At 37.6% G+C, this 23,609-nt stretch carries 16 protein-coding genes and 1 tRNA gene; 10 read left to right on the top strand and 7 right to left on the bottom strand.

Features of this window, described 5'->3' with window-relative positions:
• The first annotated feature begins 45 nt into the window (after positions 1–45).
• Positions 46–1,083 (top strand): oxygen-dependent tRNA uridine(34) hydroxylase TrhO, encoded by a 1,038-nt coding sequence (trhO, locus tag LK994_RS09705; RefSeq protein ID WP_229759885.1) that lies wholly within the window; start codon positions 46–48, stop codon positions 1,081–1,083.
• Between the two features lie 21 nt (positions 1,084–1,104).
• Here the strand turns inward: trhO and LK994_RS09710 are convergent, their stop codons facing one another.
• Positions 1,105–2,034: a phosphoribosylaminoimidazolesuccinocarboxamide synthase gene (locus tag LK994_RS09710; RefSeq protein WP_229759886.1), complete on the bottom strand. Its 930-nt coding sequence runs from the start codon at positions 2,032–2,034 to the stop codon at positions 1,105–1,107.
• 139 nt (positions 2,035–2,173) lie between these two features.
• Between LK994_RS09710 and LK994_RS09715 the strand changes: the two genes are divergently transcribed.
• Entirely contained in the window at positions 2,174–4,933 is a 2,760-nt protein-coding gene (locus tag LK994_RS09715; protein WP_229759887.1) for a TonB-dependent receptor, read from the top strand.
• Between the two features lie 47 nt (positions 4,934–4,980).
• A complete protein-coding gene (locus LK994_RS09720) occupies positions 4,981–6,231 on the top strand; it encodes a fasciclin domain-containing protein (protein ID WP_229759888.1) in 1,251 nt (416 codons plus the stop codon).
• 56 nt (positions 6,232–6,287) lie between these two features.
• On the opposite strand, the gene LK994_RS09725 is transcribed toward LK994_RS09720, so the two are convergent.
• Positions 6,288–7,022 carry a lysophospholipid acyltransferase family protein gene (locus LK994_RS09725; protein ID WP_229759889.1) on the bottom strand — a complete coding sequence of 245 codons (735 nt, stop codon included), beginning with the start codon at positions 7,020–7,022 and terminating at the stop codon, positions 6,288–6,290.
• 14 nt (positions 7,023–7,036) lie between these two features.
• Positions 7,037–7,738 (bottom strand): uracil-DNA glycosylase, encoded by a 702-nt coding sequence (ung, locus tag LK994_RS09730; protein ID WP_317206732.1) that lies wholly within the window; start codon positions 7,736–7,738, stop codon positions 7,037–7,039.
• A 138-nt stretch (positions 7,739–7,876) separates the two neighbouring features.
• Here ung and LK994_RS09735 point away from each other — a divergent pair, with 138 nt between their 5' ends.
• The 5 genes from LK994_RS09735 (at position 7,877) to LK994_RS09755 (ending at position 12,158) form a co-directional block, all read left to right on the top strand.
• The gene (locus LK994_RS09735; protein WP_229759890.1) at positions 7,877–9,016 is read left to right on the top strand and encodes a hypothetical protein; all 1,140 of its coding nucleotides are present in this window, start codon (positions 7,877–7,879) and stop codon (positions 9,014–9,016) included.
• A gap of 201 nt (positions 9,017–9,217) precedes the next feature.
• Positions 9,218–9,985, top strand: a complete 768-nt coding sequence (locus tag LK994_RS09740; RefSeq protein ID WP_229759891.1) for a LiaF transmembrane domain-containing protein — start codon at positions 9,218–9,220, stop codon at positions 9,983–9,985.
• Positions 9,986–10,021: 36 nt separating this feature from the next.
• Positions 10,022–10,381 carry a DUF4288 domain-containing protein gene (locus LK994_RS09745; RefSeq protein WP_229759892.1) on the top strand — a complete coding sequence of 120 codons (360 nt, stop codon included), beginning with the start codon at positions 10,022–10,024 and terminating at the stop codon, positions 10,379–10,381.
• Positions 10,382–10,386: 5 nt separating this feature from the next.
• A complete protein-coding gene (locus tag LK994_RS09750; protein ID WP_229759893.1) occupies positions 10,387–11,427 on the top strand; it encodes a sensor histidine kinase in 1,041 nt (346 codons plus the stop codon).
• Entirely contained in the window at positions 11,424–12,158 is a 735-nt protein-coding gene (locus LK994_RS09755) for a LytR/AlgR family response regulator transcription factor (RefSeq protein WP_229759894.1), read from the top strand. Before LK994_RS09750 ends, LK994_RS09755 begins: the two co-directional genes overlap by 4 nt.
• A gap of 93 nt (positions 12,159–12,251) precedes the next feature.
• On the opposite strand, the gene LK994_RS09760 is transcribed toward LK994_RS09755, so the two are convergent.
• From LK994_RS09760 to abc-f, 4 genes are all read right to left on the bottom strand, one after another.
• On the bottom strand, positions 12,252–18,365 hold the full coding sequence (locus tag LK994_RS09760) for a hypothetical protein (protein WP_229759895.1): 6,114 nt from the start codon (positions 18,363–18,365) through the stop codon (positions 12,252–12,254).
• Positions 18,366–19,042: 677 nt separating this feature from the next.
• Positions 19,043–19,119: transfer RNA gene (locus tag LK994_RS09765), tRNA-Arg, on the bottom strand.
• 64 nt (positions 19,120–19,183) lie between these two features.
• A complete protein-coding gene (locus LK994_RS09770) occupies positions 19,184–20,158 on the bottom strand; it encodes a YitT family protein (RefSeq protein ID WP_229759896.1) in 975 nt (324 codons plus the stop codon).
• A gap of 94 nt (positions 20,159–20,252) precedes the next feature.
• Positions 20,253–22,238 (bottom strand): ribosomal protection-like ABC-F family protein, encoded by a 1,986-nt coding sequence (gene abc-f / locus LK994_RS09775; RefSeq protein ID WP_229759897.1) that lies wholly within the window; start codon positions 22,236–22,238, stop codon positions 20,253–20,255.
• Between the two features lie 191 nt (positions 22,239–22,429).
• Here abc-f and LK994_RS09780 point away from each other — a divergent pair, with 191 nt between their 5' ends.
• Together LK994_RS09780 and LK994_RS09785 are read left to right on the top strand one after the other, a co-directional pair.
• Entirely contained in the window at positions 22,430–23,038 is a 609-nt protein-coding gene (locus LK994_RS09780) for a DUF3347 domain-containing protein (protein WP_229759898.1), read from the top strand.
• Positions 23,039–23,058: 20 nt separating this feature from the next.
• Complete coding sequence (locus LK994_RS09785) at positions 23,059–23,607, top strand: hypothetical protein (RefSeq protein WP_229759899.1); 549 nt, start codon at positions 23,059–23,061, stop codon at positions 23,605–23,607.
• Positions 23,608–23,609 lie beyond the last annotated feature (2 nt).

A 23,609-nucleotide genomic window follows, 5' to 3' on the forward strand; every position in this document is an offset into this window, starting at 1 on the left:
CTAAACAGTGGATTTCCCGTTCATTCGAGATCAAACTTATTAATTATGGCACCACTATACAATCGCATTTCTCAGGCGGAGTTGAAGAAATTACTCTATGCCGAAACCGAACATCGTACCACTATTTCATTTTATCAGTATTTTCCTGTTAATGATCCAAAACAATTCAGAGATGACCTGTATAAGTCATTGGATGAATTGAAAGTATTTGGCAGGATATATGTAGCCCATGAAGGCATTAATGCCCAAATAAGTGTGCCAGAAAGTAACTTCGAAGCATTAAAAAATTGTCTTTATTCATTTGATGGCTTAAATGGGATAAGATTGAATGTTGCTGTTGACGATGATGGCAAATCCTTTTGGGTGTTAAAAATAAAAGTGAGGGAAAAGATCGTGGCAGATGGGATCACTGATCCTGCTTTTAGTATGGAGAATAAAGGCAAGTATGTAAATGCGGCAGAGATGAATGAATTGCTGAATGATAAGGATACGGTTGTGATCGATATGCGTAATCACTATGAATTTGAAGTGGGGCATTTTGAAACGGCGATAGAAATACCAAGTGATACATTTAGAGAACAGTTACCCATGGCTGTTAGTATGATGGAAGATAAGAAGGATAAAAATATTATTATGTATTGCACAGGAGGTATTCGTTGTGAAAAGGCCAGTGCGTATATGCTGCATAATGGATTCAAAAATGTATTTCATCTTGAAGGAGGTATTATCAATTATGCAAAGCAGGCTAAGGAGAAAGGGTTGCCCAGCAAATTTATTGGTAAAAATTTTGTTTTTGATGACAGGTTGGGAGAGCGGATAACCGAAGATGTTATTGCTAAGTGCCATCAATGTGGTAAGCCTGCAGATACGCATACCAATTGTAAAAATGATGGCTGCCATATATTATTCATACAATGTGATGAATGTGCAACAGCATTCGATGGGTGTTGTACTGTAGAATGTCAGACTATATACAAGTTGCCTTTGGAAAAGCAAAAGGAATTACGCAAAGGAATAGACAAAGGTAATATGGTGTTTAATAAAAGTAAACAACGGCTCCGCCCAAGATTAAATGAAAAATAGTAAGATCTGATCTTTACGATCTTACATTAATAGTTTGTTCAGAGAATTAATGATGCTTTTTTCAGTAACAACATCGCTAAGGTCTTTTGGAATAAATTTTTCACCGATCACTTTTTCGTATAGCTCAATATATTTTTTTGAGATAATGTTGATCCATTCATCACTCATTTCGGGTACGGTTTGTCCTTCTTTACCCATGAAATTATTTTCTATCAACCATTCTCTTACAAATTCTTTACTGAGTTGTTGTTGTTTTTCTCCTTTGCTTTGGCGTTCGCTATAACCGTCTGCATAAAAATATCTTGAACTGTCAGGAGTATGTATCTCATCCATTAAAAAGATCTGATCGCCGATCTTACCAAATTCATATTTTGTATCAACCAGTATGAGCCCACGTTTGCCGGCAAGTTTTTTACCTCTTTCAAAAAGAGCGTATGTGTATTTTTCCATGATGGCATAATCTTTTTCGCTAACCAAACCTCTAGCAAGAATTTCTTCTCTGCTGATATCTTCATCATGTCCAACATCTGCCTTAGTGGTAGGAGTGATTATGGGTGATGGGAAAAAATCATTTTCCTGAAGATTGTCGTGCAAGGTAACGCCACACAATTCTCTTTTGCCGCTACTGTAAGTTCTCCAGGCATGCCCGGCCAGGTTGCCTCTTATCACCATTTCAACTTTTAATGGAGTGCATTTTTTCCCGATGGCGCTGTTAGGAGTAGGAGTATTTATAAGCCAATTCGGACAAATATCTTCTGTTGCTTTCAGCATATATGCAGCGATTTGATTTAGTACTTGTCCTTTATAAGGAATAGGGCGAGGAAGGATTACATCGAAAGCGGAGATACGATTGCTGGCAATCATAACCAACCATTTATCGGCTATGGTATACACATCTCTTACTTTTCCGCTGTAAAAATTGGTTTGCTGGGGGAAATTAAACACTGACATTTTGCTAAAGTACTTGCAAGTATTTAAATCACCCAATTTAGACATACACAAAATGTCAACAACACGTTGGAAATAAAATTTTTGAAAGAAAGTAACAATCCTTATTTTGCTGTATATTTAAATTACTAAACGACGCTATATGAGAAAAAAAATAAGCTATCTACTGGCTCTATTTCTGGCAACGGTTTGTACAATATCTGCCAATGCCCAAAGCACAATTATAATAGGAAAGGTCGAGAACAGCAGTTCTAAAGAAGATGTGGCTGCGGTTTCTGTTACTGTGAAAGGAGGTACTGATGGTACTTTTACTGATGACAAGGGGAATTTTAAACTTACAACCAATCAAAAATTACCACTTACATTGTTGTTCTCATCTGTTGGGTTTGAAATGCAGGAAGTGGTCGTTCGTTCTCAACAGCCTATCAATGTGTCTTTTAAACCATCCAACTCATTAGGTCAGGAAGTTGTGGTGTCGGCTTCAAGAGTTCCTCAGAAAATACTTGAGTCGCCTGTTTCGATAGAAAGGGTAAGCGCTGCAAATATTCGTAATTCGCCTGTTTCGAATTTTTATGATGTTGTGTCTACTTTAAAAGGTGTTGATATCACTACTTCATCTCTAACATTTAAAACGCCTACCACCCGTGGATTTAATTCTAGTGGTAATGTTCGTTTTAATCAATTGGTTGATGGTATGGATAACCAGGCTCCCGGCTTGAACTTTTCGGTTGGGGCTATCATAGGCTTAAGTGAATTAGATGTAGATAATATCGAATTATTATCTGGTGCATCATCTGCATTGTATGGTTCGGGAGGTATGAATGGCACCTTGTTGATGAACAGTAAAAATCCTTTTAAATATCAAGGATTGTCATTTCTTGTTAAAACCGGCATCATGCATACCGATCAGAAACAAAGAAATGTATCACCGTATTATAACTGGAGTGTGAGATGGGCTAAACAAGTATCAGATAAATTTGCGTTTAAAATAAATACAGAATTAATTCAGGCTAAAGACTGGTTAGGTGCGGATGACAGAAACTACAACAGATCCGCCGGTTACTTTGGAAATGTAAAACCAGGCACAAGAAGCACAGATCCTAACTATGATGGAGTAAATGTTTTTGGTGATGAAACTTCTGTAGATATTATGCCTTTTCTGAAAGCATTTACTGGCGGCGGTGCAGTGTTAACGGCATTGGGGTACGATATCAATAAACCAATCAATGTTTCCCGTACAGGGTATTATGAAAAAGAAGTGCTGAATCCTAATACATTGAATTTTAAATTGTCTGGTTCATTGCATTATAAAATTACTCCTAAAGTAGAAGCTTCTTTGGCAGCTTATTGGGGAACAGGGAACACTGTTTACACTGGTGCATCCCGTTATAACATCAGAGATTTCAAAATGGGGCAATATAAATTTGAATTGAACCATAAGAACTGGATGTTAAGAGCATACACTACACAGGAAAATGCCGGTGGTACTTTTAATGCTACCGTTACAACACAGTTGTTTAACGAAAGCTGGAAAACATCTGTTACCAGAACTGCTAATGGTTCGCCTAATCCTCAACCTACAGATTGGTACATACAGTATGTAAATAAGTATTTGTCAGATATTCTTTCTTTTGTTCCTGATATGACGGCGCATAATAATGCAAGAGGGGTGGCTGATGTAGGAAGACCAACTTCCGGAACAGCTTCTTTTAGATCTGCATTCAATGCTGTTGCAGGAAAACCTGTTCCTAAAGGAGGATTGTTGTTAGATAGAACTGATCTGTATAATGTAGAAGGTAATTATGATTTTAGTTCTGTTACCAGTAAAGTTGCCGACATTATGGTTGGAGCCAGCTACAAAAGATATGTATTAAATTCTCAGGGAACTTTGTTTGCTGATACTGCAGGAACTATCGGCATCAATGAATATGGAGCTTATGTTCAGGCTATCAGACAAGTGGTTAAAAATCTGAAACTGGCAGTTTCAGGAAGATACGATAAAAATCAAAATTTTGACGGTCGTTTTACACCGAGAGCAACAGCCGTGTTGACAGTGGCAAAAGATAACAATATCAGATTGTCTTATCAAACTGCTTATCGTTTCCCATCAAACCAAATGCAATGGATAAACTTACCTATTGGTACTGATCTACAATTGATCGGAGGTAACAAAGCATTTATAGATATTTATCATTTTAATACTAATCCGCTATATGATTATGAGGCATTGAGAAAAGGTTCAATAGTACCATTTACAGTGAAAACACTTAAGCCTGAATCAATTTCATCTTTTGAATTAGGGTATAAAGGACTGCTGTTAGATGGTAAATTGCTGGCAGATGTATATGGTTATTATGGTCAGTATAAAGATTTTCTGGGAAGATATATCGTTGTGCAAAATAAGACGGGAGCTCCAATTACCGTTGGTGATACTACAACAGGATATAAATATTCTTTACCAATTAATACATCTGATAAAGTTAAAACATACGGTTACGGTATCAGCATTGATTATAGATTGCCTAAAAATTTCATGATTGGTGTGAATGTAGCTTCTGATAATTTAAAAGATGTGCCTGCTGATTTTGTTGCATACTTCAATGCACCTAAATACAAAGTAAATGCTTCATTGGGTAATACAGGTTTTGGTTACAAGAATCGAATGGGCTTTAACGTGGCTTACAGATGGCAGGATGCTTTCTTCTATCAGGGAGATTTTGCTAATGGCAATTTGCCGGCTGTACAAACGTTGGACGCACAGGTTAGCTTTAAATTCCCGTCAACAAAATCAGTGTTGAAATTGGGGGCTAATAATTTGTTGAATCAGTATTATTATAATGCGATCGGTAACTCACAAATTGGTGGATTGTATTATGTAAGTTTTGGGTATAATATTTACTAATATACTTACAACTTAAAACAAACATTAAATCATTTAAATTTTTTAAAATGAAATCTATAAAAATGAATTTTAAAATCTTATTAGTTCCGATTGTTGCGGCATCTATGATTTTGACTTCGTGTAATAAAGATCTGGAAAGCTTTGCAGTTCCTACAGCACCAGTGGTAACTCCTCCAACAGGTACTACCATCTCATCTTACATATCTACCAATAGCAATTATTCATTTTTTGATACAGCTTTAAGAGCAACAGGTTTATATGCAGCTGTATTAAATCAGCCGGGGGCATACACTGTATTTGCACCCGATAACAACGCAATTAAAGCATTGATAAACGGATTGAATCCACTTGTGCCATTAGGGGCTCCGGATGCAACTTTTATTACGGTTATAAAAGATCCTTCAGTAAGAGCTCAATTAACCTCAGTGCTTTTATATCATATCATGGTATCAAAATTGCCAACTGCAAATTTTCCAACAGCATTTCCGAATGCAGCTTTCTCATCTAAAATACCACTAGATGCTTCAGGTGCAATTCGAATGAATCTTTTTCCATCAGCAAGACCGGGGCAAAACTATGTGAACAATGTACCTATTACTGCACCTGATCTGTTTACAGGTTCTAACGGAGTGGTACATGGCATTCCAGCACCTTTGGTACCACCAACATTACTTTTGGGACAAATTATTGATGCCAATGCTAATTTAACATATTTGAAAGCTGCTATAGCAAGAGCTGATAGTGGAGTGGCTGCAGGAAGTACACTTGATGCAGCTACACGTAATGGGTTGGCAAATCTCACTGTATTTGCTCCTAGCGATGCTGCTTTTAAAGCGGCATTAACGGCGGTAGTGTATGTTAAACTTGTGAGAGATGGTGCCACTCCGGGATTAGCAACGCAAACACAGGCCGCAACAACTGTAAATACGCTGGGGACTTCTATATTTACCAACCCTGCATTTTTTAGTGCTCTCTCAGCACAAACCGTAAAAGGGATAGTAGTTTATCACATTTTAGGAGTAAGGGCTTATGCAAGTAATATGCCTGCTGTAGCTACTAATATACCTACCTTATTGAATAGTGCTTTGCCTACTCATGAAGGGATTAAACTACAATCTACATTTACCGGGGCTGCTCCTTTTGTAGCAACAGCTTTAAATGTAACAGGTAAAGTTTCGTTGGTTGATGGCTCTACTAATTTCAGCGGCCCGGCTGCGACAGCTACAACAAAAGATATAAATGCTGTGAATGGGGTGGTGCATATCATCGATCAGGTATTAGTACCCCAAGGGTTATAAAAATATAGTATAAATAAAAAGGCCCCGATAATTCGGGGCCTTTTTATTTATAACAATTACAGTTTACTTTTCTGGAGATAAAAAGTCTTCATTATTTCAAAAACTTTTTCTTTCAGATCTTTGGTATTGGTCTGTTCACTTGAAACAGGAGGTAAGAAGGTCATGGATAATTTTGTAGGCAGCAAATAAAAAGATTTATCAATGGGCATAGCTTCTTTTGTACCGGTAATGATGCAAGGCATGATCTCTTTCTTTGTATCAATTGCCAATTTAAAACCACCATCGAAAAATGCCTTTAATGGCTCTTTAGTTCTGTTACGGGTACCTTCGGGATATATGCACATATTCATTCCCGTTAGCATAACATTTTTCATAGCGTCAAAACTTCTTCTTCTGCTTTGATCATTATTTCTATCCACCAGCACTGATCCTTTTTTATAGAATAATCCAAATATTGGCACTTTAGCAAAAGAGGCTTTGGCAATTGTTTTATTGGGGCCGGGTACATAGGGTGCAGATAGCGGAACATCTAACAAGGCATTGTGATTAAAAAGGATGACATAATTGTGTCCTGCTTTAAAGTGCTCTTTACCTTTTACTTTTACAGGGCACCCAATTAGCCTGAGCCACACACTCATCCATACCCTGGACACGCCTATAAAATAACTCTGCCCTTTAGGGTCAGGAATAAAGTAAGCGATCATAGATGGGATGAATATGATAAGAAACGTAACAACGAAACTGATTAACCCCCAAAGGGCCCATATTCTTGCAAAAATATTTTTGATCATTATTAAGTTATAATTTAAGGAGTTAATAATTTCCAGTCTATTGGTGCATATCCATCCTGTACAAGCAATTCATTAGTTTTTGAAAAATGTTTGCAACCAAAAAAGCCTTTATCTGCACTAAATGGAGAAGGGTGAGCAGCTTTCAGAATATGATGTTTGGTTTCATCGATCAATATTTGTTTTTCCTGTGCAAATTTTCCCCATAATAAAAAGACAACACCCTTTTTTTCATCAGAGATTTTTTGAATAACGGCATCAGTAAAATTCATCCAGCCAATTTTTTGATGACTGGCCGGTTCATTTGCCCGTACGGTAAGAATGGCGTTAAGCAGTAGTACTCCTTGCTCTGCCCATGAAGTAAGATTGCCGTATGCTGCCGGCATAGCTACTCCTATATCTTTCTGTATTTCTTTATAGATATTTACCAATGAGGGCGGCGGTTTAATACCATTGGGGACAGAAAAGCTTAAACCATGAGCCTGTCCGGGATTGTGGTAGGGATCTTGCCCCAATATTACAACTCTTACTTTATCAAAAGGCGTTTGGTTAAATGCATTAAAAATTAATGGCCCCGGTGGATAAATGGTTTTGCCGGCAGCTCTTTCAGTTTTTAAAAAAGTAACGATCTCAAGAAAATACGGCTTGGTAAATTCATTTTTCAATACCTCTTTCCACGAGGGCTCCATTTTTACATCCATTTTTTCAGAAATTTTCATAAAAGTACAAAAGCTAAATTTGTTGAACGACATTAATTGTAAAACTGTGAAATCCTTATGTAGCGTGGGTAATAAAATTTTGAAAGTACGTTGAAAATACTAACTTAGTGTTCTGTTTATGTCATAAAATTTGTTAGCATGAAAAAATATTTACTTCTTCTTTTTACATTCTTTCTTTTTGTTTTTTCTTCCAAAGCAGAGTTCGGAATATTCGCTTCTGCTGTGTATATCAATGTAAATGGCAGTTCTCAATTCTATAATACACAATTGAATGGCATCAATTCTATTGGTACTGTAGATTTTGGAGGCAATTTGGGGAGTTTTACTGCCAATACGGGAACACTGAGTTTACGTGGAGCGGAAATTAAAACATTCAAAGACCCTGGGAGCAATGTATGCGGAGGTACACTGTATTACACTGTTTATCCAAAAGGGAATCGGCCGGTATCACCAACTTTTACAGCCATTGGACTTGGTTTTTATTGCGATTGTAATGGAGATGGAACTTTTAATAGTTGTGGTGGAGGAACATGTACTATAGGTAGAGATCAAAAATGGCAGAAAGTAAATGACTCTAAAGATCTTACACAATTATCCGCCGGTGATTATACGTTGGAATTATATTATCAGATCCCGGGCTCATCATCTTCATCAAGTGAATGTGGAGAATTCAGGTTCGACAGTAATTTGGGTAATAACTATACTGCAGATTTTACTATTCTTCAAAACTTGGCGGTTAATTTTTCTGGTCTTTCGGGGCTGGCAAATAACAATGGTATATTATTAAAATGGAGCATCGAAAATGATGTTGATATTATTCGTTACGAGATAGAACGTTCAGCTAATGGAATTGATTTTAGTACACTAGGTGCTGTATCTTCTGCAAAATCGAGATTGCCTTATAATTATTCCATGATGGATAAAAATCCTCTTTCCGGCAATGGCTTTTATAGAATTAAATTTTACGAGTTAGATAATAGTATTAGCTATTCTAATGTTTATAGGATGACATGGAATGTTTCCGGCAATGATCTGCAGGTGATCTTTAACCAGTCATCTTCTGCATTAACGATCAGATCCGGAATTGTACCCAAAGGGAAATACCAACTTAATATTATTAATTACATCGGGCAACAGGTTCTAAGTTCTCCTGTTAATTACAATGGTACTGAAAACAGTATTACTATTGATTTTCCTAAAAAGTTATCGGCGGGGGCATACAAAATTTTGCTTTTAAATAATGAATTGAGTTACAAGGGAAGTTTTTTAGTTAGATAACATTATATAAATTTCTGATAATAACAAAGCCCCGAGTAATTCGGGGCTTTGTTATTCAGTAATTATATCGGTCGAAACTTTTACCGACGTTTTCCCCCATCTTACCGAGTTTTTATGGCAGATCGCCTAATCGATGTTTAGTAGAGATCAAAACCATATTAGCTTTGATTTATTAATTCAAAACAAACAAAATTTTACACAATGGAAGACAATATGAATAATAATAAAATGCGTAGGGTAAATGAGAACAGATTTGTCGGAGGACTTATCATCATAGGTATTGGTGTTGTGTTATTGGCCGATAAAATGGGAGTGGCTTTTCCTCAGTGGCTATTAACCTGGCCAATGCTTTTGATCGTAATAGGCATTTTTAAAGGATTTAAAAGTAATTTTAGAAGCTTTGGCTGGTTGATATTGGTGGCAGTAGGTGGTATTTTTTTGTGGGATAATATAGTGCCTGGTGTTGACTTAAAAAAATTCGTTGTTCCGATAATCCTGATAGCAGTTGGGTTGTTGTATATTTTTAAACCAAAATCCAAATGGAGGGAAAACAGAGAAAGATGCCGTGAGCAATGGCGACAAAGACATCAGGGGGCTGTGGATACATCATGGGAAGAATCAAGTCCGTTAAACGATGATCACTTAGATATTAAATCTGTTTTTAGCGGACTAAAAAGGACTGTCTTATCTAAATCCTTTAAAGGAGGGAGGATATCATGTGTTTTTGGTGGAGTGGAATTGAATCTTTCGCAGGCTGATATACAAGGCAACGCAATACTAAGGCTGGAAGAAGTATTTGGAGGAATTAAATTAGTAGTGCCACCAAACTGGACAATAAAAAATGAGATCGAAGGCGTATTTCATGGAGTGGATGATGAAAGAAATAACCAGTCGCAGGTTGATCCGAACAAAGTGCTTGTTCTGCAGGGAAGTGCGGTGTTTGCAGGTATTGAAATAAGAAGCTATTGATCGAAAGATCATTTACCAAAACCAAATAACTATTTTATGAACTGGTATCTTACAAAAATTATTTATCAGATTATTTGTGATAAAGGAATACACACGCCTCAATTTGATGAACAATTAAGACTGATCTATGCAGAGGATGATCTGCATGCATTTCAAAAAGCCAGATTACTTGGAGAAAGAGAAGAAGATAATTTTATGAATAACAGTAATCGGCCGGTTTACTGGAAATTTATAGATGTGCCGGAAATGCATAAATTAAATACCTTAGTGGACGGTGTTGAAATGTATTCCAAGATAAAGGAGGAAGAAGATGCGGATATATTTATCAGAACAACAAAGTTAAAAGCCAAACATTTGTTCGAAGACTGTACAGTCAACACCATCAAATTAAATTAATCATTTTGTCAAAGTCCTTATTGTCATCAAGAGCAAGCCTGGTAGCATTTAGTGCCTGGTGGTTGGTGTGGAGTCTTGTGCAGTGGATTGTTTTATTGCAGTTAGGGGTTACCCAATTGCAGGCTATTACTGATAGTTTACTAAGCAATGTTTTATTGGGAGGATCTTGTTTTCTTATTATCAGTAACATGCGTTACTATTTGCCCAAACATGAAAAGTATTGGTATATCATTACGGTAAGTTTTGTACTGAGTTTTGTATGGTTGATAATGATACGTGCCGCGTTATATTTTCTTTTTAAAAATGATGAGCAGTATTTATTCGCATTAAAACAATCATCCATATTGCGCTATGGCGTTGGTTTTTTAATGATCAGTTGCATTTCCACCATCAGCTTATTGTGGTACACACAACAGGATCAGTTGAAATCAGGTAATCAACAAAAAGAGATAGAACAATTGGCAAAGGATGCAGAGTTATTTAAATTAAGACAGCAGTTACAACCTCATTTTTTATTCAATAGTTTAAATTCTATTAGTGCTTTAATTGGCAGCCAGCCGGAAAAAGCCAGGAATATGATACAGCAACTGTCGGATTTTTTAAGAGGCACACTTAAAAGAGAGGAGCATCAATGGAATAGTTTGCACGAAGAGATCCAATATTTGGAACTCTACCTGGATATAGAAAAAGTAAGATTCGGTCATCGGTTGCAAACAGAGATATTTGTAGAGGACGGGGTAGAATCATTGCAGTTACCTGCTTTGCTATTACAACCTGCGGTTGAAAATGCGATCAAATTCGGATTGTATGACACTATTGGAGAAGTGGTGATACATATCAGTGCAAAACAAAGAAATAATTTATTGGAGATCGTTATTCAAAATCCCTTTGATGAAGAAACCGCATTGCCATCAAAAGGAACAGGTTTTGGATTGGCCTCTATTCAACGGCGTTTATTTTTATTGTTTGAAAGAAATGACCTGTTGAAAACGAACGTTGAAAATAATATATTCATTACTACTATTTTGATTCCGCAAAAGAAATGAAAGCAATAATAATAGATGACGAGCCATTGGCAAGAATGGTGATCAGAGAATACCTGCAGTCGCATGATGACATTACTGTTCTGCAGGAATGCAATGACGGGTTTGAAGGAGTGAAAGCGATCATGCAACATCAGCCAGACCTGATATTTTTAGATATTCAAATGCCTAAAATAAATGGGTTTGAGATGTTGGAGTTGATCGATCAACCGCCGGCAGTGATCTTTACAACAGCATTTGAAGAGTATGCTATTAAAGCATTTGAAACACACGCTGTTGATTATCTCCTTAAACCATTCAGTAAAGATCGTTTTGACAAAGCTTTACAAAAGTTACAGGAAGGAAAGGAGAGTAATGCTGAAAATACCAAACAGTTATTGGAGGCCGTAGTCAATACCCCAGACAAGCACAATCGTATTGTGGTGAAAGAAAACGGGAAAATTAAAATAATTCCGTTGACGCAAATTCAGTTTATTGAAGCAGCAGATGATTATGTAAAAGTGCATACAGCCGAAGGTTACTTTCTAAAGAATAAAACAATGGCCTATTTCGAATCTGTGTTAGATCCCAATAGCTTTATTCGTATACATCGGTCCTACATCGTAAATGTTCAATTAATAACCCGTTTAGATCCTTACGAAAAAGAGACTTATGTGGCAGTATTATCCAATGGTAAACAATTGCCGGTAAGTAAAACCGGTTATGCAAAATTGAAAGAGGTGTTGGGTATTTAAGGGAGAGTCTAGACAGATACATTAGCTAGTATATATAAATATAAAGCCCCGGAAACCCGGGGCTTTATATTTCAGTTTAAAAGAATAAACAGTCTATCTGTATAATTTCAAATTGGTTTTATTGTTATCAGGTGCAATTACTTCAAGCAGATAAATACCTTTTGGCAATGAATTACCTATTGATAAACTTTGTGATGCAGAGCCTTCGCTGATAGTAAATGTGCTGTTTTTTACCATTTGCCCATTACTGCTAAATAATCCTAGTTTGTAAACACCACCTTTTTGATTTAAAAACTGTATACTAACAGTTTGTCCGTCCGGAGTGATCGCTGCTTTGATCGCATCAGTTTTGGTTTTAGCAGAGATGGAAACTATCTGGCTGTAATGTGCATTTCCGCTGGTTTCAATACATTTTATCCTGTAAAAAATATTTGAAGCATTTGTATTGTTATCTGTCCAGCTGTATTGCATAGAAGAACCATTGTTGTTTACAATACCAGTTGAATATACTTTGCTGAAATTTGTTCCATCCACAGATCTTTCTACTTCGTATTGTTTTACATTCGTTTCAGTTTCTACATTCCAGTCTACTTTATTACCGATATTATTTTTTTTGACAGTAATATTCGAAAATTTAACTGGTAATATTCCTGCCTGTCTAAAAACCAGCTTGAAGCGATCGGGGTTAGCAGAAGCAGCATCTCCATTGATGCTGAAATCAACAATGGTAACACCATTCAGGTTGATAGGAGTGGATGTATTCAGATAGCTATCTTCCAACATTCCCACAGATACTTTTTGATTCAGATTATCTGCTTTTATCTCAAAACGATAATTGCGTTGTGTGGTTTTTGCCAATTTATAAAACATAGTATCCAAATCTCCAGGCACAGGCCTTCTTTCAGCAGATAAAGTTTTGTTAGCTCTAAAGAAGCTTATATTTTCATTTGTATTACCCATTTTAGGAGCATCTTCTAATGTTACATTGGAACTGAAGTTGTCATTGTAGTCTGCAATAACTCCATCTGCCAGTGTGGTTGAAGCGGCATCAACCAGGTAAAGATTCGTTTTTAAAGCAGCAGGTTTACTAAAGCCGGATGGTCTTGCGCTTGGTGCTGCTGTATATTTGCAATCTTCAGTAAAAGTAATTGAAGCAGGGCCGTCAGAACTTGTTTGTATCAATACAGCTTGACCACTTTCTATTATTTTAGTTTGTGTGCTTGCACCAACTGATGAAGAGAAAATACCATCTCCATCCATATCATCCAGCATAACATAGCCACCTACCGTATTCATATTCGGGTCCCATGCATAAAATCTTTTTACCACATTTGTTCTGGTAACTTTATCAAAATCTATCGGTGATGCATATGGGTTACCAATCAAGGCATATTTTCCCATCACGGAGGACGCAGTAAAAGTCTGATCTCCTGTTTGTAATTTACCGGCACTACTTAATGTAGTGCTATTGGAATAACCCAGGCTAAGATTTGTTGGATTTCTATCTCCTCTCATAAAAACAAAATACCCGATATTATCTCCCGAACCGGTGTTATTTGAAATTGGGACGTTGGTGTTGCTAACGTTAACCAAGGCTTGTGTAGAAAGATTAAACCATTTCATCGAAGCTGCTGCGCCGGCATCTAAACCATTTCCTCCACCCGGCGAGGTTACAATAGTACCTCTGCCTTGTGTGTATACACCTCCATTCTGCCATGATTCGAAAATTGTATTGGCGTTACTTAAAGGAGATGTCATTAAGCGCCATGCTCTTTTTGCAGGGAAATAACGTTCTACAATAAATTTACCACCGCCGGAATAATCGAGATCTCCACCAACAGTTGCTACACTTGCTGTACCAGCTGAATCGGAAGACAAAGTGATAGTTTTATCTGTAAGGTCAATGGTGCCGTTAGTAGGTGTAAGTACACCAGTCAGTGCAAAGGATTTGTCAATTGAAACGCCTGCAACATTATCCACTTCAAGATTATTCATGGCGTTGATAGTGGCATTGCTGCCTGGAAAATATTGTGTGGCTGTTCCATTTAAAATAATGCTGCCATTATTTGTCAATGTACCACTATTCGTATAGTTGCCGGTTATAGTAAGGTTTCCATCAGCTGCAACCGTTAGAGAAGCACCGGGTGCAATATCCAGGTTGCCAACTGTTATTGTTCCGGAAATAACCGGATAGCTTGAGGCTCCTGCCGATAAAGTAAGATCAATGATTCCTGAAGGTACAATGCCTCCGCACCAATTCGCTGTGTTATTCCAATTGTTATCAACAGCACCTATCCAGTTACTGCCTGCAAAATTAATAGTAACATCATCTGTTGAAGTATTGCATGGAGAATTAGAAATACTCCATCTTAAAACATAGGTTGTGCCTATAGTTCCCGTAAATGTTGACGTGGGGCTGGCATCATTGCTGAACGAACCTCCGCTGCCACTTATGATACTCCAACTTCCTGTTCCAATGGAAGGCGTGTTGGCGGCTAAAATTGCTGTTGTGCCGCAGGGGTTTTGATCTGGTCCTGCATTTGCCGTGGTGGGCAATGGTGTAACCGTTATAACGGCACTGCCGGTTTTATCTGCTGCCTGGGCAGTACAATTAGCATCCAATAAAGTACTGATAGTATAAGTGGTGGTGGTTGTTGGACTAACGTTTACGGATAAAGGACTGGTACTGCCGCTAAAGGCTGTTCCGTTGGATAACGTTCCGCTCCATGGCCCAACACCTGTTACTGCTATGCTTAATGTTGTGGTTTGTCCGTTGCAAATGGTCGTTGTACCACTGATAACGCCTGTCGGACTATTGATTGACACAACCACCGGTTTGATGTCATAACAACCGCCGGCAATCGTTCCTTTAATATAATAGGTTCCTGCTGTTGTTACTGCAGAAGGAGAAGACAGTGATGAACTGGCTGCTGCATCGTTCCAATAAGTAAAGATCAATCCGCTGGTAGAACCTGTGGTTATTGCAGAAGCAGTTAAATTAACCGTAGATGGTTTACATACAGCTGCAGGATTGTTGATGACAACTGTAGGAGTAGAGCAAATAGCTAATTCAGCCAGCGCAAAATCTCCAAAACTGGTTAAACCTGTTGATTGTGTGCTGGTAGAAGTTTTAGTTCCTACTGTAGGGTAGGTCCATGATGCATTATAATTTCCTACTAAAAAATTAGCGGTATTGGCCGATGCATCTTTATCGCCGGTAATAAAATTAAATGTAGCCGAATAATTTGTAAATGTTGTTCCGCTGTTGGTTAAAGTCCAGTAGCGGTTTATAGAAAGGCTTCCGTTAAGATTTGATGATGGGATAGAAGGATGGTCTGTATTCGTAGATCTTGCTGTAATGTTTCCTGCAACAGAAACACTGGCAAATACAATCGTTACAGGCGAATAATTGCTTGCATCACCTATATCAAAAGTTCTTGATACACTACTACCTGTAGCAATATTTCTTTGTTCATTTCCATTTATATGCCCGCTGGTACGAACTACACTGCCGGTACTGCTGATAATTACAGTGCTGCTCCCTGTTGTAATAACACCGGAGGTAAAAGTTAATACGCCTGTAATAGTTGAGCTGATTGTTTGATTGATACCGGTTACATTATTTAAGGTAAGATTTTTAAAAGTAGTAGAGCCACTGCCACCAAGTGTTTGTGTTGTAGATCCACTGAATGTAACAGTGCCTGTGCCGGCGACAAATCCGCCAACGCCAACATTATTGATCCAGTTTCCTCCCAATACAATATTTCTGTTATTAGTAGCATTGCTCAATACACCTGCATTGATCGTTAAATTTCCGTTTACAGTAATGTCTGTAGTAGAAATAGTTTTAGTTCCGCTGCCTGATAGGGTTAAGTGATGATATGTCTGACTTCTGATAGTAGCACTAGCTGAACGATAATCTACTGTATTTCCTGTAGCGGTAGACGTTAGTGTGGTAATACTCAATGGAGTGGTACTGGCTAATGCTAATATAGCATTGGTGCCTTGTACCAATGTTGTTCCGGTCAATGTACCTCCAACTAGAACTGTTCCGGTAATATTGTTTGTTAATGTGCCAACATTTACATCCAATACACCGGATGTTTTAATGTCTCCTGCACCTGTCCATGTTTGTGTGGCGCTGGTTCTGATAGTCCCCACATTAAAAGCGAGTGCTGATGTATTATTTTGTACAATACCTCCTGCAAAGATCAGTCTGCCTAATGTTGTTACCGAGGTAGCGGTAAATGTAGAACTGCTTCCAACACTAACCAGCCCGGTGAAAGTGGTGATACCGGTTCCGTTATTATCCAGAAATGCGCCTGCTCCACTCATGGTAGTGGTACCAGTTACAGAAAGATCTCCTGTGGTACTCACAGTTAATAAACCAGTGAGGGTTAAGTTTCTAACAGAATAATTAATAAGTGTTCCTCCGAAAGTGACACCTGTTGTAGCAGTGCCCGCCACAGTTAAGTCGGCATTTCCTAAAACGGTAATACCTCTTGCAAAACTCATATTCACAGTTCCGGTCAATGTTTTATTGTCACCTATAGTTGCAGCGCCTGCAGAGAAAGCGCCTGCGGTGTTGGTAAAACCCGAACTGAAGATCATATTGGCTGCGGTTGTTACTGACGTTGATGTCCATGCTCCTGTTGAGTTATGTGTAACAAGTCCGGTAAAAGTAGTGATACCCGTATTGTTATTATCTGTAAATGTACCACCACCGGTTATTGATGTTGTTCCTGTAACAGTGAAGTTACCGGTAGTACTAACTAATAGTGTGCCCGTTAACGTTAGGTTTCCGGAAATCGTATAATTAATTAATGTGCCTGCAAATCTTACACCCCCTGCGCCTGTAATGGTGATATTTCCTAAACCACCAATTGAAAGGCCATTATTAAAGATCATAACAACGGCACCCGATAAAGTTTGACCATTGCCTATACTTGCACCACCTGCACTAAAAGTACCGGCAGTATTTGTAAAGCCCGCTGTAAATACCATATTGGCAGGAGTAGTTACGGCAGTAGATGTCCAGGAGCCTGTTGAATTATGTGTAACAAGACCGGTAAAAGTAGTAACACCGGCATTATTGTTATCAATGAAAGATCCTGCGCCGGTAATAGAAGTAGTGCCGCTTACAGTAAGATTACCTGTTGTTGTTAACGATAGCCTTCCTGTAAGGATTAAATTTCTTACAGCATAATTGATAGAAGTGCCACCGAATGTAACACCGGTTGTTGCGGTACCTGCAACGGTCAAATCACCATTACCTGCTATCGTAATACCGTTTGCAAAGCTCATATTCACTGTGCCGGTCAGTGTTTGGTTATCACCAATGGTAGCAGCGCCAGCTGAAAAAGTACCACTGGTATTTGTAAAACCGGAAGTGAACACCATTCTTGATGCAGTAGTTACTGCAGTTGATGTCCAGGCCCCGGTGGAATTTTTTATGATCGTTCCTGAAAATGAGGTAGTACCTGTATTGTTGTTATCTGTAAAAGCACCTGTACCACTAATAGACGTGGTGCCCGTTACTGTTAAATTTCCGGTAGTGCTCACCGTTAGTAAACCCGTTAGTGTTAAGTTTCTTACAGAATAATTTATGCTTGTGCCGCCAAAACTAACACCCGTTGTGGTAGACCCGGCAATTGTTATATCTGAGTTGCCTAAAACAGTAATGCCATTGGCAAAACTCATATTAACAGTTCCGGTCAGTGTTTTATTATCTCCAATAGTAGCTGCGCCTGCCGAAAATGTACCGGCTGTATTTGTAAACCCATTTGAGAATACCATATTGGCTGCCGTTGTTACAGAGGTTGACGTCCAGGTGCCTGCAGTTTTTGTAACAAGACCGGTAAATGTATTAGTACCTGTATTACTTGCATCACTGATCGTGCCGGCTGTTGAGGTAGTACCTCCAACACTAAAAGTACCGGTAGATAAATTCAGCGTACCATTTGAGTTTACAGTTAAATTACCCGATGTGCTTAATGAAAAAGTGCCTAATGTTAATGTTCCGCTGGTGGCACCGCCTATAACAATTGAGCCTACACTATTGGCAGGCGAAATATTTAATGTTACAGTATTGCCACCAAGAATGTTAACAACACAAGAGGCACATGCATTTTGGCCGGGATAATCTGTAGCAGTTACCCATGCAGAACCATTATATTTTTGCCAGCTTGAGGTTGCATTCCAGTTCATGGTGACTGCGTTAGAACGATAGTCACCCGTTGTTTGACCGAAAGAAGTTACGGAGCAAAGCATAGATCCTATTAGAAAAAGAATACATGCAATTTTTCTTGAAAATATTGCAGATGTTTTACATTTTTTAAAATGGATAAACTGCTTACTGATAAGGGAGTAGAGTAGTTTGTTTCTCATTATGTTTAAGATATTGGATGGTTTGTTTCGTAAGTAATTAATATATAGTTGAATACGAATTAATACTTATGGCCCTTAATAACGTACTGCTGAAATAAAATATTATATATTAATATAAAATAGTATAGAAATTATACTACAAAGTGTAGATAAAATTCTGTTTTTATTACATAAGTGTATGTATATCAATATGTTAATAACATTTCGTTGATTTAGAAATATTTTTATTATTTCTTCCAAACATCTACAAAGTGTTCTGTATAAACTGATTATATATATATCAGGTGTGGGAGATAGGTACACCAGGGAATTGTTTACAGTGCTGTCAAAAAGTTGACTAAAGGAAGAGGAGTTTTGGCGATATTGACAAAAAAGAAGAGTCCTTTATCTTAGTGTAGTTTGTAATGAAGTGCCTGAGCAGCAGTTAGAAATTACGCAGAAACTGTTGATTGGTGTAAATTATAAACCCCGAAAGAATCGGGGTTTATAAATCTCTTTGGTGATCTGGATTGGATTCGAACCAATGACCCTCAGCTTAGAAGGCTGATGCTCTATCCAGCTGAGCTACCAGACCGTTTTGAGGGTGCAAATATAGAGAAAAATACTTGTAGGGAAGTAAAGAATCTAAAAAATATTGATTAATGCTGCAAGCTTCTCTTCTTTATCATCCCCCCCTTGGTATCTTTCACGCTGCTCATCACTACAAAGGCGTAGGGGTCTATCTTTGTGATCTCGTTATTTAATTTATTTAATTCCAAACGGGTGATAACTGTATATACAATATCTGTTTCATTCGTTTCACCGCTCTTGCCATAACCGCGTCTTCCTTTATACACAGTTACCCCTCTGCCAAGGTCATTAATGATCATTTGTCTTATTTCTTCATTGTGTGATGAAATAATGGTAACTCCTGTGTACTCTTCAATACCTTCAATTACAAAGTCAAGTGTTTTAGAAGCAGCCAGGTAAGTAAGCAAAGAATACAATGCAGCCTCAATATTTAGGAAATAAGCAGCAAATGAAAAGATCATGATATTGATAATGATAATAATATCACCAATTGTAGTACCCAGTTTTCTGCTCAAAAAAATGGCCATTACTTCTGTGCCGTCAATTACCGCACCGCCTCTTATAGAAAGTCCGATACCGGCCCCTAAGAAAAAGCCGCCAAACACAGAAGCCAATAATTTATCATGCGTTACCTCACCAAAATGAATGGTAGCAACTGCTACCGCTAAACCCGTTATGGCGATAGCAGTTTTAATGGCAAATTGTTTACTGATTATTTTGTAGCCTGTATATACAAACGGGATGTTCAATAAAAGAATGAATATATAGATAGGGTAGCCGCTTACCGCATTTACCAGTAGTGAAATACCTGTAACACCTCCATCAATAAAACTATTAGGTATCAGGAAACCTTCCAGTCCAAATGCTGCGGAAGTAATACCTACGGCAATTAATACAATATCCTTTACCCAACGGCGGATATTGATCTTAAGTTCACGGAATCCTTTCGCCAATTCAAATGAAGAATATTCATCCGACTGCCGTTCCGGATCTTTTTCATCCAGGATGGTCTGTATTATTATCTTCTTCCAGATATTTCTCATGTACTGAATTGTGGTATCAGCAAATTACAAAAAATTGGGGAGACTGTTGTAGTATGCAGCATCAATTAATTATGCAATCGTGTGTATATGAATACTATCCGATCTTCTCTTCGAGTTCCATTACCTTTTCGAATACAGTTTCGTATTCTTTGTTTAATGTATTCAGTTCTGCAGAAATAGTTTTGTATTCGTTTTCGGTTTGTTGAAACTTTTCTTTGTTAGCATAACTATCAGGCGAAGCCATCAAAGTTTCCAACTCTAATTTACGTTTATTGAGTTGTGCTAATTTCTCTTCTATCTGTTGAAAACGATTTTTATTTTTTTGATACTCTTTTTTTAATTCTTTATCAATTGAAGTATTGGTGTTTTGAGGTGCCGGTTCCGCAGCTTTTACTTGCTTATTGTCTGTAGCCTGTTGCTTATTGCTTGTCGCTTGTTGCTTATTATCAGTTGCCTGTGCTGCATTTGCTTTCTTTGCTGCTTCTCTTTTTTCTTTCCATATTTCCCACTCCGCATAAGTACCTTTAAATTCTACTATCTTATGGTCTTCTATTTCCCATATTTTATTAGCGATCTTACTTACAAAATGTCTATCATGACTCACAAATACCAAACTACCTTCATAGTTATTCAAGGCGCCTATCAACAGATCAACAGAATGTATGTCGAGATGATTCGTAGGTTCATCCAGCATTAAAAAGTTTGCCTTACTTACAATTGTTTTTGCTAAAGCAACCCTTGCTTTTTCTCCACCACTCAATACTTTAATTTTTTTATCTACATCATCACCACTAAATAAGAAACAACCTAACAAACTTCTTAATTCCAGGTCAGTTTTGCCACTACGACTTTCTCTCATTTCATCCAAAACGGAGTTCTCAATATTTAGTGCTTCCAGCTGATGCTGTGCGTAAAAAGATTCTTCAACATTATGTCCCCAGATCCTTTCTCCGGTAATTTCTTCACTGCCTACAATCACTCTCAGTAAGGTAGATTTACCTTTTCCATTGGCGCCGATCAATGCGATCTTGTCTCCACGATCAATTTCAGCGCCGGTATTTTCCATTATTTTAAGATCGCCAAAACTTTTGCTTACACCTTTTAATGTACATAATACTCTGCCGGGCTGTTTATCAATAGAGAAATTGATACGCATATTCGGACGTTCGATCTCTACGTTTTCTATTCTGTCCAGTTTCTCCAAACGCTTTACAATACTTTGAGCTGCTGCAGCTTTACTTGCCTTAGCTTTAAATCGTTCAACAAAACGTTCGTTCTGTCTTATATAATCCTGCTGATTTTCGTATGCTTTCTGTTGTATTTCTACCCGTAACGCTTTTTCTGTTTCGTAATAAGAATAGTTGCCTGTATAAAAATGTAATTTTTGTTGATACAGTTCCACCACTTTATTCACCATTCTGTCGAGGAAATAACGGTCATGGCTAACCATAACTACCGCACCCTGGTAATGTAATAAATATTTTTCCAACCATTCAATACTCGGAAGATCAAGGTGATTCGTAGGTTCATCCAGTAACAATACATCCGGTGCCATCAGGATCATTTTAGCCAGTAACACCCTCATACGCCAGCCTCCGCTAAATAGTTTATAAGGTTTGCTCAAACTTTCATTGCTAAAACCAAGACCTTGCAAGATCTCTTCTGTTTTATGATGAATATTGTAACCCCCTAAAACATCCAGTTCATGTAATTTTTCAGAATATTCGATGGCCAGGGTTTCATCCCCTGTTTTTTCGAGTTCTAAACCAATGGCCTCAATTTCTTTTTCTAATTGTTTAACTCTTTCAAAAGCGCCCATGGCCACTTCTAAAATAGAATCTTCGGTATCAAAACTCAATAGATCCTGATGTAAAAAACCGATGGTTGTCTCTCTGCCTTGTTCAACAGAGCCTTTGCTAGGTAAGTATTGACGGGTTAATACCTTTAGTAAAGTAGATTTTCCGGTGCCATTATATCCTATTAAAGCGATTCTTTCATTGGGTTGTATATGCCAGGTAGCATCTTCCACAATTGTACGGGCTCCAAACTCAAATGTTACATTTTGTAATCCTAAAAGCATAATGTCTTATTGCAATTTTGTGCAAATGTACTACCAATTTGGCGTGAAAAGCACAGTAAATGGCTTTGGAAAAGCTAAAGTGAGAAAACAGGGGAGTGAAAAGCCATCAGTTTTGAATGCATATATCAATACAACACTAAACTATTTAATCAATTAGCTGTTATAATGTAGCTTTGTATAAAATTATATATATGAAGAAGATATTATTGATACTGTTAGTATTACTAGTAGCATTTGCTGTTTATTGGTTTAAATTCAGAGATAATGATAAAAACAAAGGACCAAAGCAGGAGCCACTGAAAGTGAGCAGGCACAGTGATGGTTTTAATAAGAGCGTAGATACAATGCTTACTGCGTATTTTGAAATGCATGATGCCTTTGTTAATGGAGATACTGCAAAAGCAAAAGCCGCCTGTAAAAATTTAATTGCATTAGCAGATAATGTTAAGCTGGATGAATTGAAAACTGATACGGCTACTGTTTTTGAAGCCGGCTCAATGCAAATGAAAGATATCGTTGCTAATGCACAAAGTTTGTTGCAACAAAAAGATATTACAGAAATGCGTCAAGACTTCAGAATGGTAGGTGAAAATATTTATCCGTTATTAAAAACCATTCATTACGAAGGGAAGACACTATATTGGCAAAATTGCCCAATGGCTTTTGGTGAAGATAAAGGAGCTAACTGGATCAGTAATACCAAAGAAATTGTAAATCCATATCTGGGGAAAAATCATCCTGAGTTTAAAAGCTCTATGTTGCATTGCGGTGAAATTGAGGATAGCATCAAGGCTCAATAAGTTATTGCTAAATCTTAATAATGAAACAATCTGCCTGTTTTTTGCTTTTCGGCTTATTGCTTGTGTCAGTAAGTTGTAAAGTCACCAATCCTATTGTTGAGGACACAGGCATCATTATGTGGAGTGAAGAAAGGCCGTTGGCCTGGAGCGATTTCAGGGGGCCGGTAGCAGAAGATACCCGATGGGGAGCCGTAACAGTTTCGTTTCTGGCTTATAGGATCATAGATAAAAATAAAACGATGGTAGCGGCCTGGTTCAATAAGGATCAGTCGTGGCGGGCTTATGAAAGACCAGATCTTTTGATACATGAACAATACCATTTTAAGATTACAGAACTGTGTGCAAGGGAAATGCGAAAAATTGTAACTGAAAAAAAGATAGGTCCTAAAACAAATGAGTTCATTGAGTTGTATTCTAATCAGACTAAACTTTGTAACGCTATGCAAAAAGAATACGACGATATTACTTTTCACGGACAAAATAAAGAACAACAGGCATTACAAGAGCAATCGATCAATGAAAAGTTAAAAGCATTAGAAGCATTTAGGAATCCTATAATTGAGTTTTAAAT

Source organism: Ferruginibacter lapsinanis, from assembly GCF_020783315.1.
Taxonomy (GTDB): Bacteria; Bacteroidota; Bacteroidia; order Chitinophagales; family Chitinophagaceae; genus Ferruginibacter; species Ferruginibacter lapsinanis.

What these genes read in the sequence shown, in the direction of transcription:
- trhO (WP_229759885.1), top strand. Translation starts at nt 46, where the DNA reads ATGGCACCACTATACAATCGCATTTCTCAGGCGGAGTTGAAGAAATTA.
- LK994_RS09710 (WP_229759886.1), bottom strand. Translation starts at nt 2,034, where the DNA reads ATGTCAGTGTTTAATTTCCCCCAGCAAACCAATTTTTACAGCGGAAAA.
- LK994_RS09715 (WP_229759887.1), top strand. Translation starts at nt 2,174, where the DNA reads ATGAGAAAAAAAATAAGCTATCTACTGGCTCTATTTCTGGCAACGGTT.
- LK994_RS09720 (WP_229759888.1), top strand. Translation starts at nt 4,981, where the DNA reads ATGAAATCTATAAAAATGAATTTTAAAATCTTATTAGTTCCGATTGTT.
- LK994_RS09725 (WP_229759889.1), bottom strand. Translation starts at nt 7,022, where the DNA reads ATGATCAAAAATATTTTTGCAAGAATATGGGCCCTTTGGGGGTTAATC.
- ung (WP_317206732.1), bottom strand. Translation starts at nt 7,738, where the DNA reads ATGAAAATTTCTGAAAAAATGGATGTAAAAATGGAGCCCTCGTGGAAA.
- LK994_RS09735 (WP_229759890.1), top strand. Translation starts at nt 7,877, where the DNA reads ATGAAAAAATATTTACTTCTTCTTTTTACATTCTTTCTTTTTGTTTTT.
- LK994_RS09740 (WP_229759891.1), top strand. Translation starts at nt 9,218, where the DNA reads ATGGAAGACAATATGAATAATAATAAAATGCGTAGGGTAAATGAGAAC.
- LK994_RS09745 (WP_229759892.1), top strand. Translation starts at nt 10,022, where the DNA reads ATGAACTGGTATCTTACAAAAATTATTTATCAGATTATTTGTGATAAA.
- LK994_RS09755 (WP_229759894.1), top strand. Translation starts at nt 11,424, where the DNA reads ATGAAAGCAATAATAATAGATGACGAGCCATTGGCAAGAATGGTGATC.
- LK994_RS09760 (WP_229759895.1), bottom strand. Translation starts at nt 18,365, where the DNA reads ATGAACTGGAATGCAACCTCAAGCTGGCAAAAATATAATGGTTCTGCA.
- LK994_RS09770 (WP_229759896.1), bottom strand. Translation starts at nt 20,158, where the DNA reads ATGAGAAATATCTGGAAGAAGATAATAATACAGACCATCCTGGATGAA.
- abc-f (WP_229759897.1), bottom strand. Translation starts at nt 22,238, where the DNA reads ATGCTTTTAGGATTACAAAATGTAACATTTGAGTTTGGAGCCCGTACA.
- LK994_RS09780 (WP_229759898.1), top strand. Translation starts at nt 22,430, where the DNA reads ATGAAGAAGATATTATTGATACTGTTAGTATTACTAGTAGCATTTGCT.
- LK994_RS09785 (WP_229759899.1), top strand. Translation starts at nt 23,059, where the DNA reads ATGAAACAATCTGCCTGTTTTTTGCTTTTCGGCTTATTGCTTGTGTCA.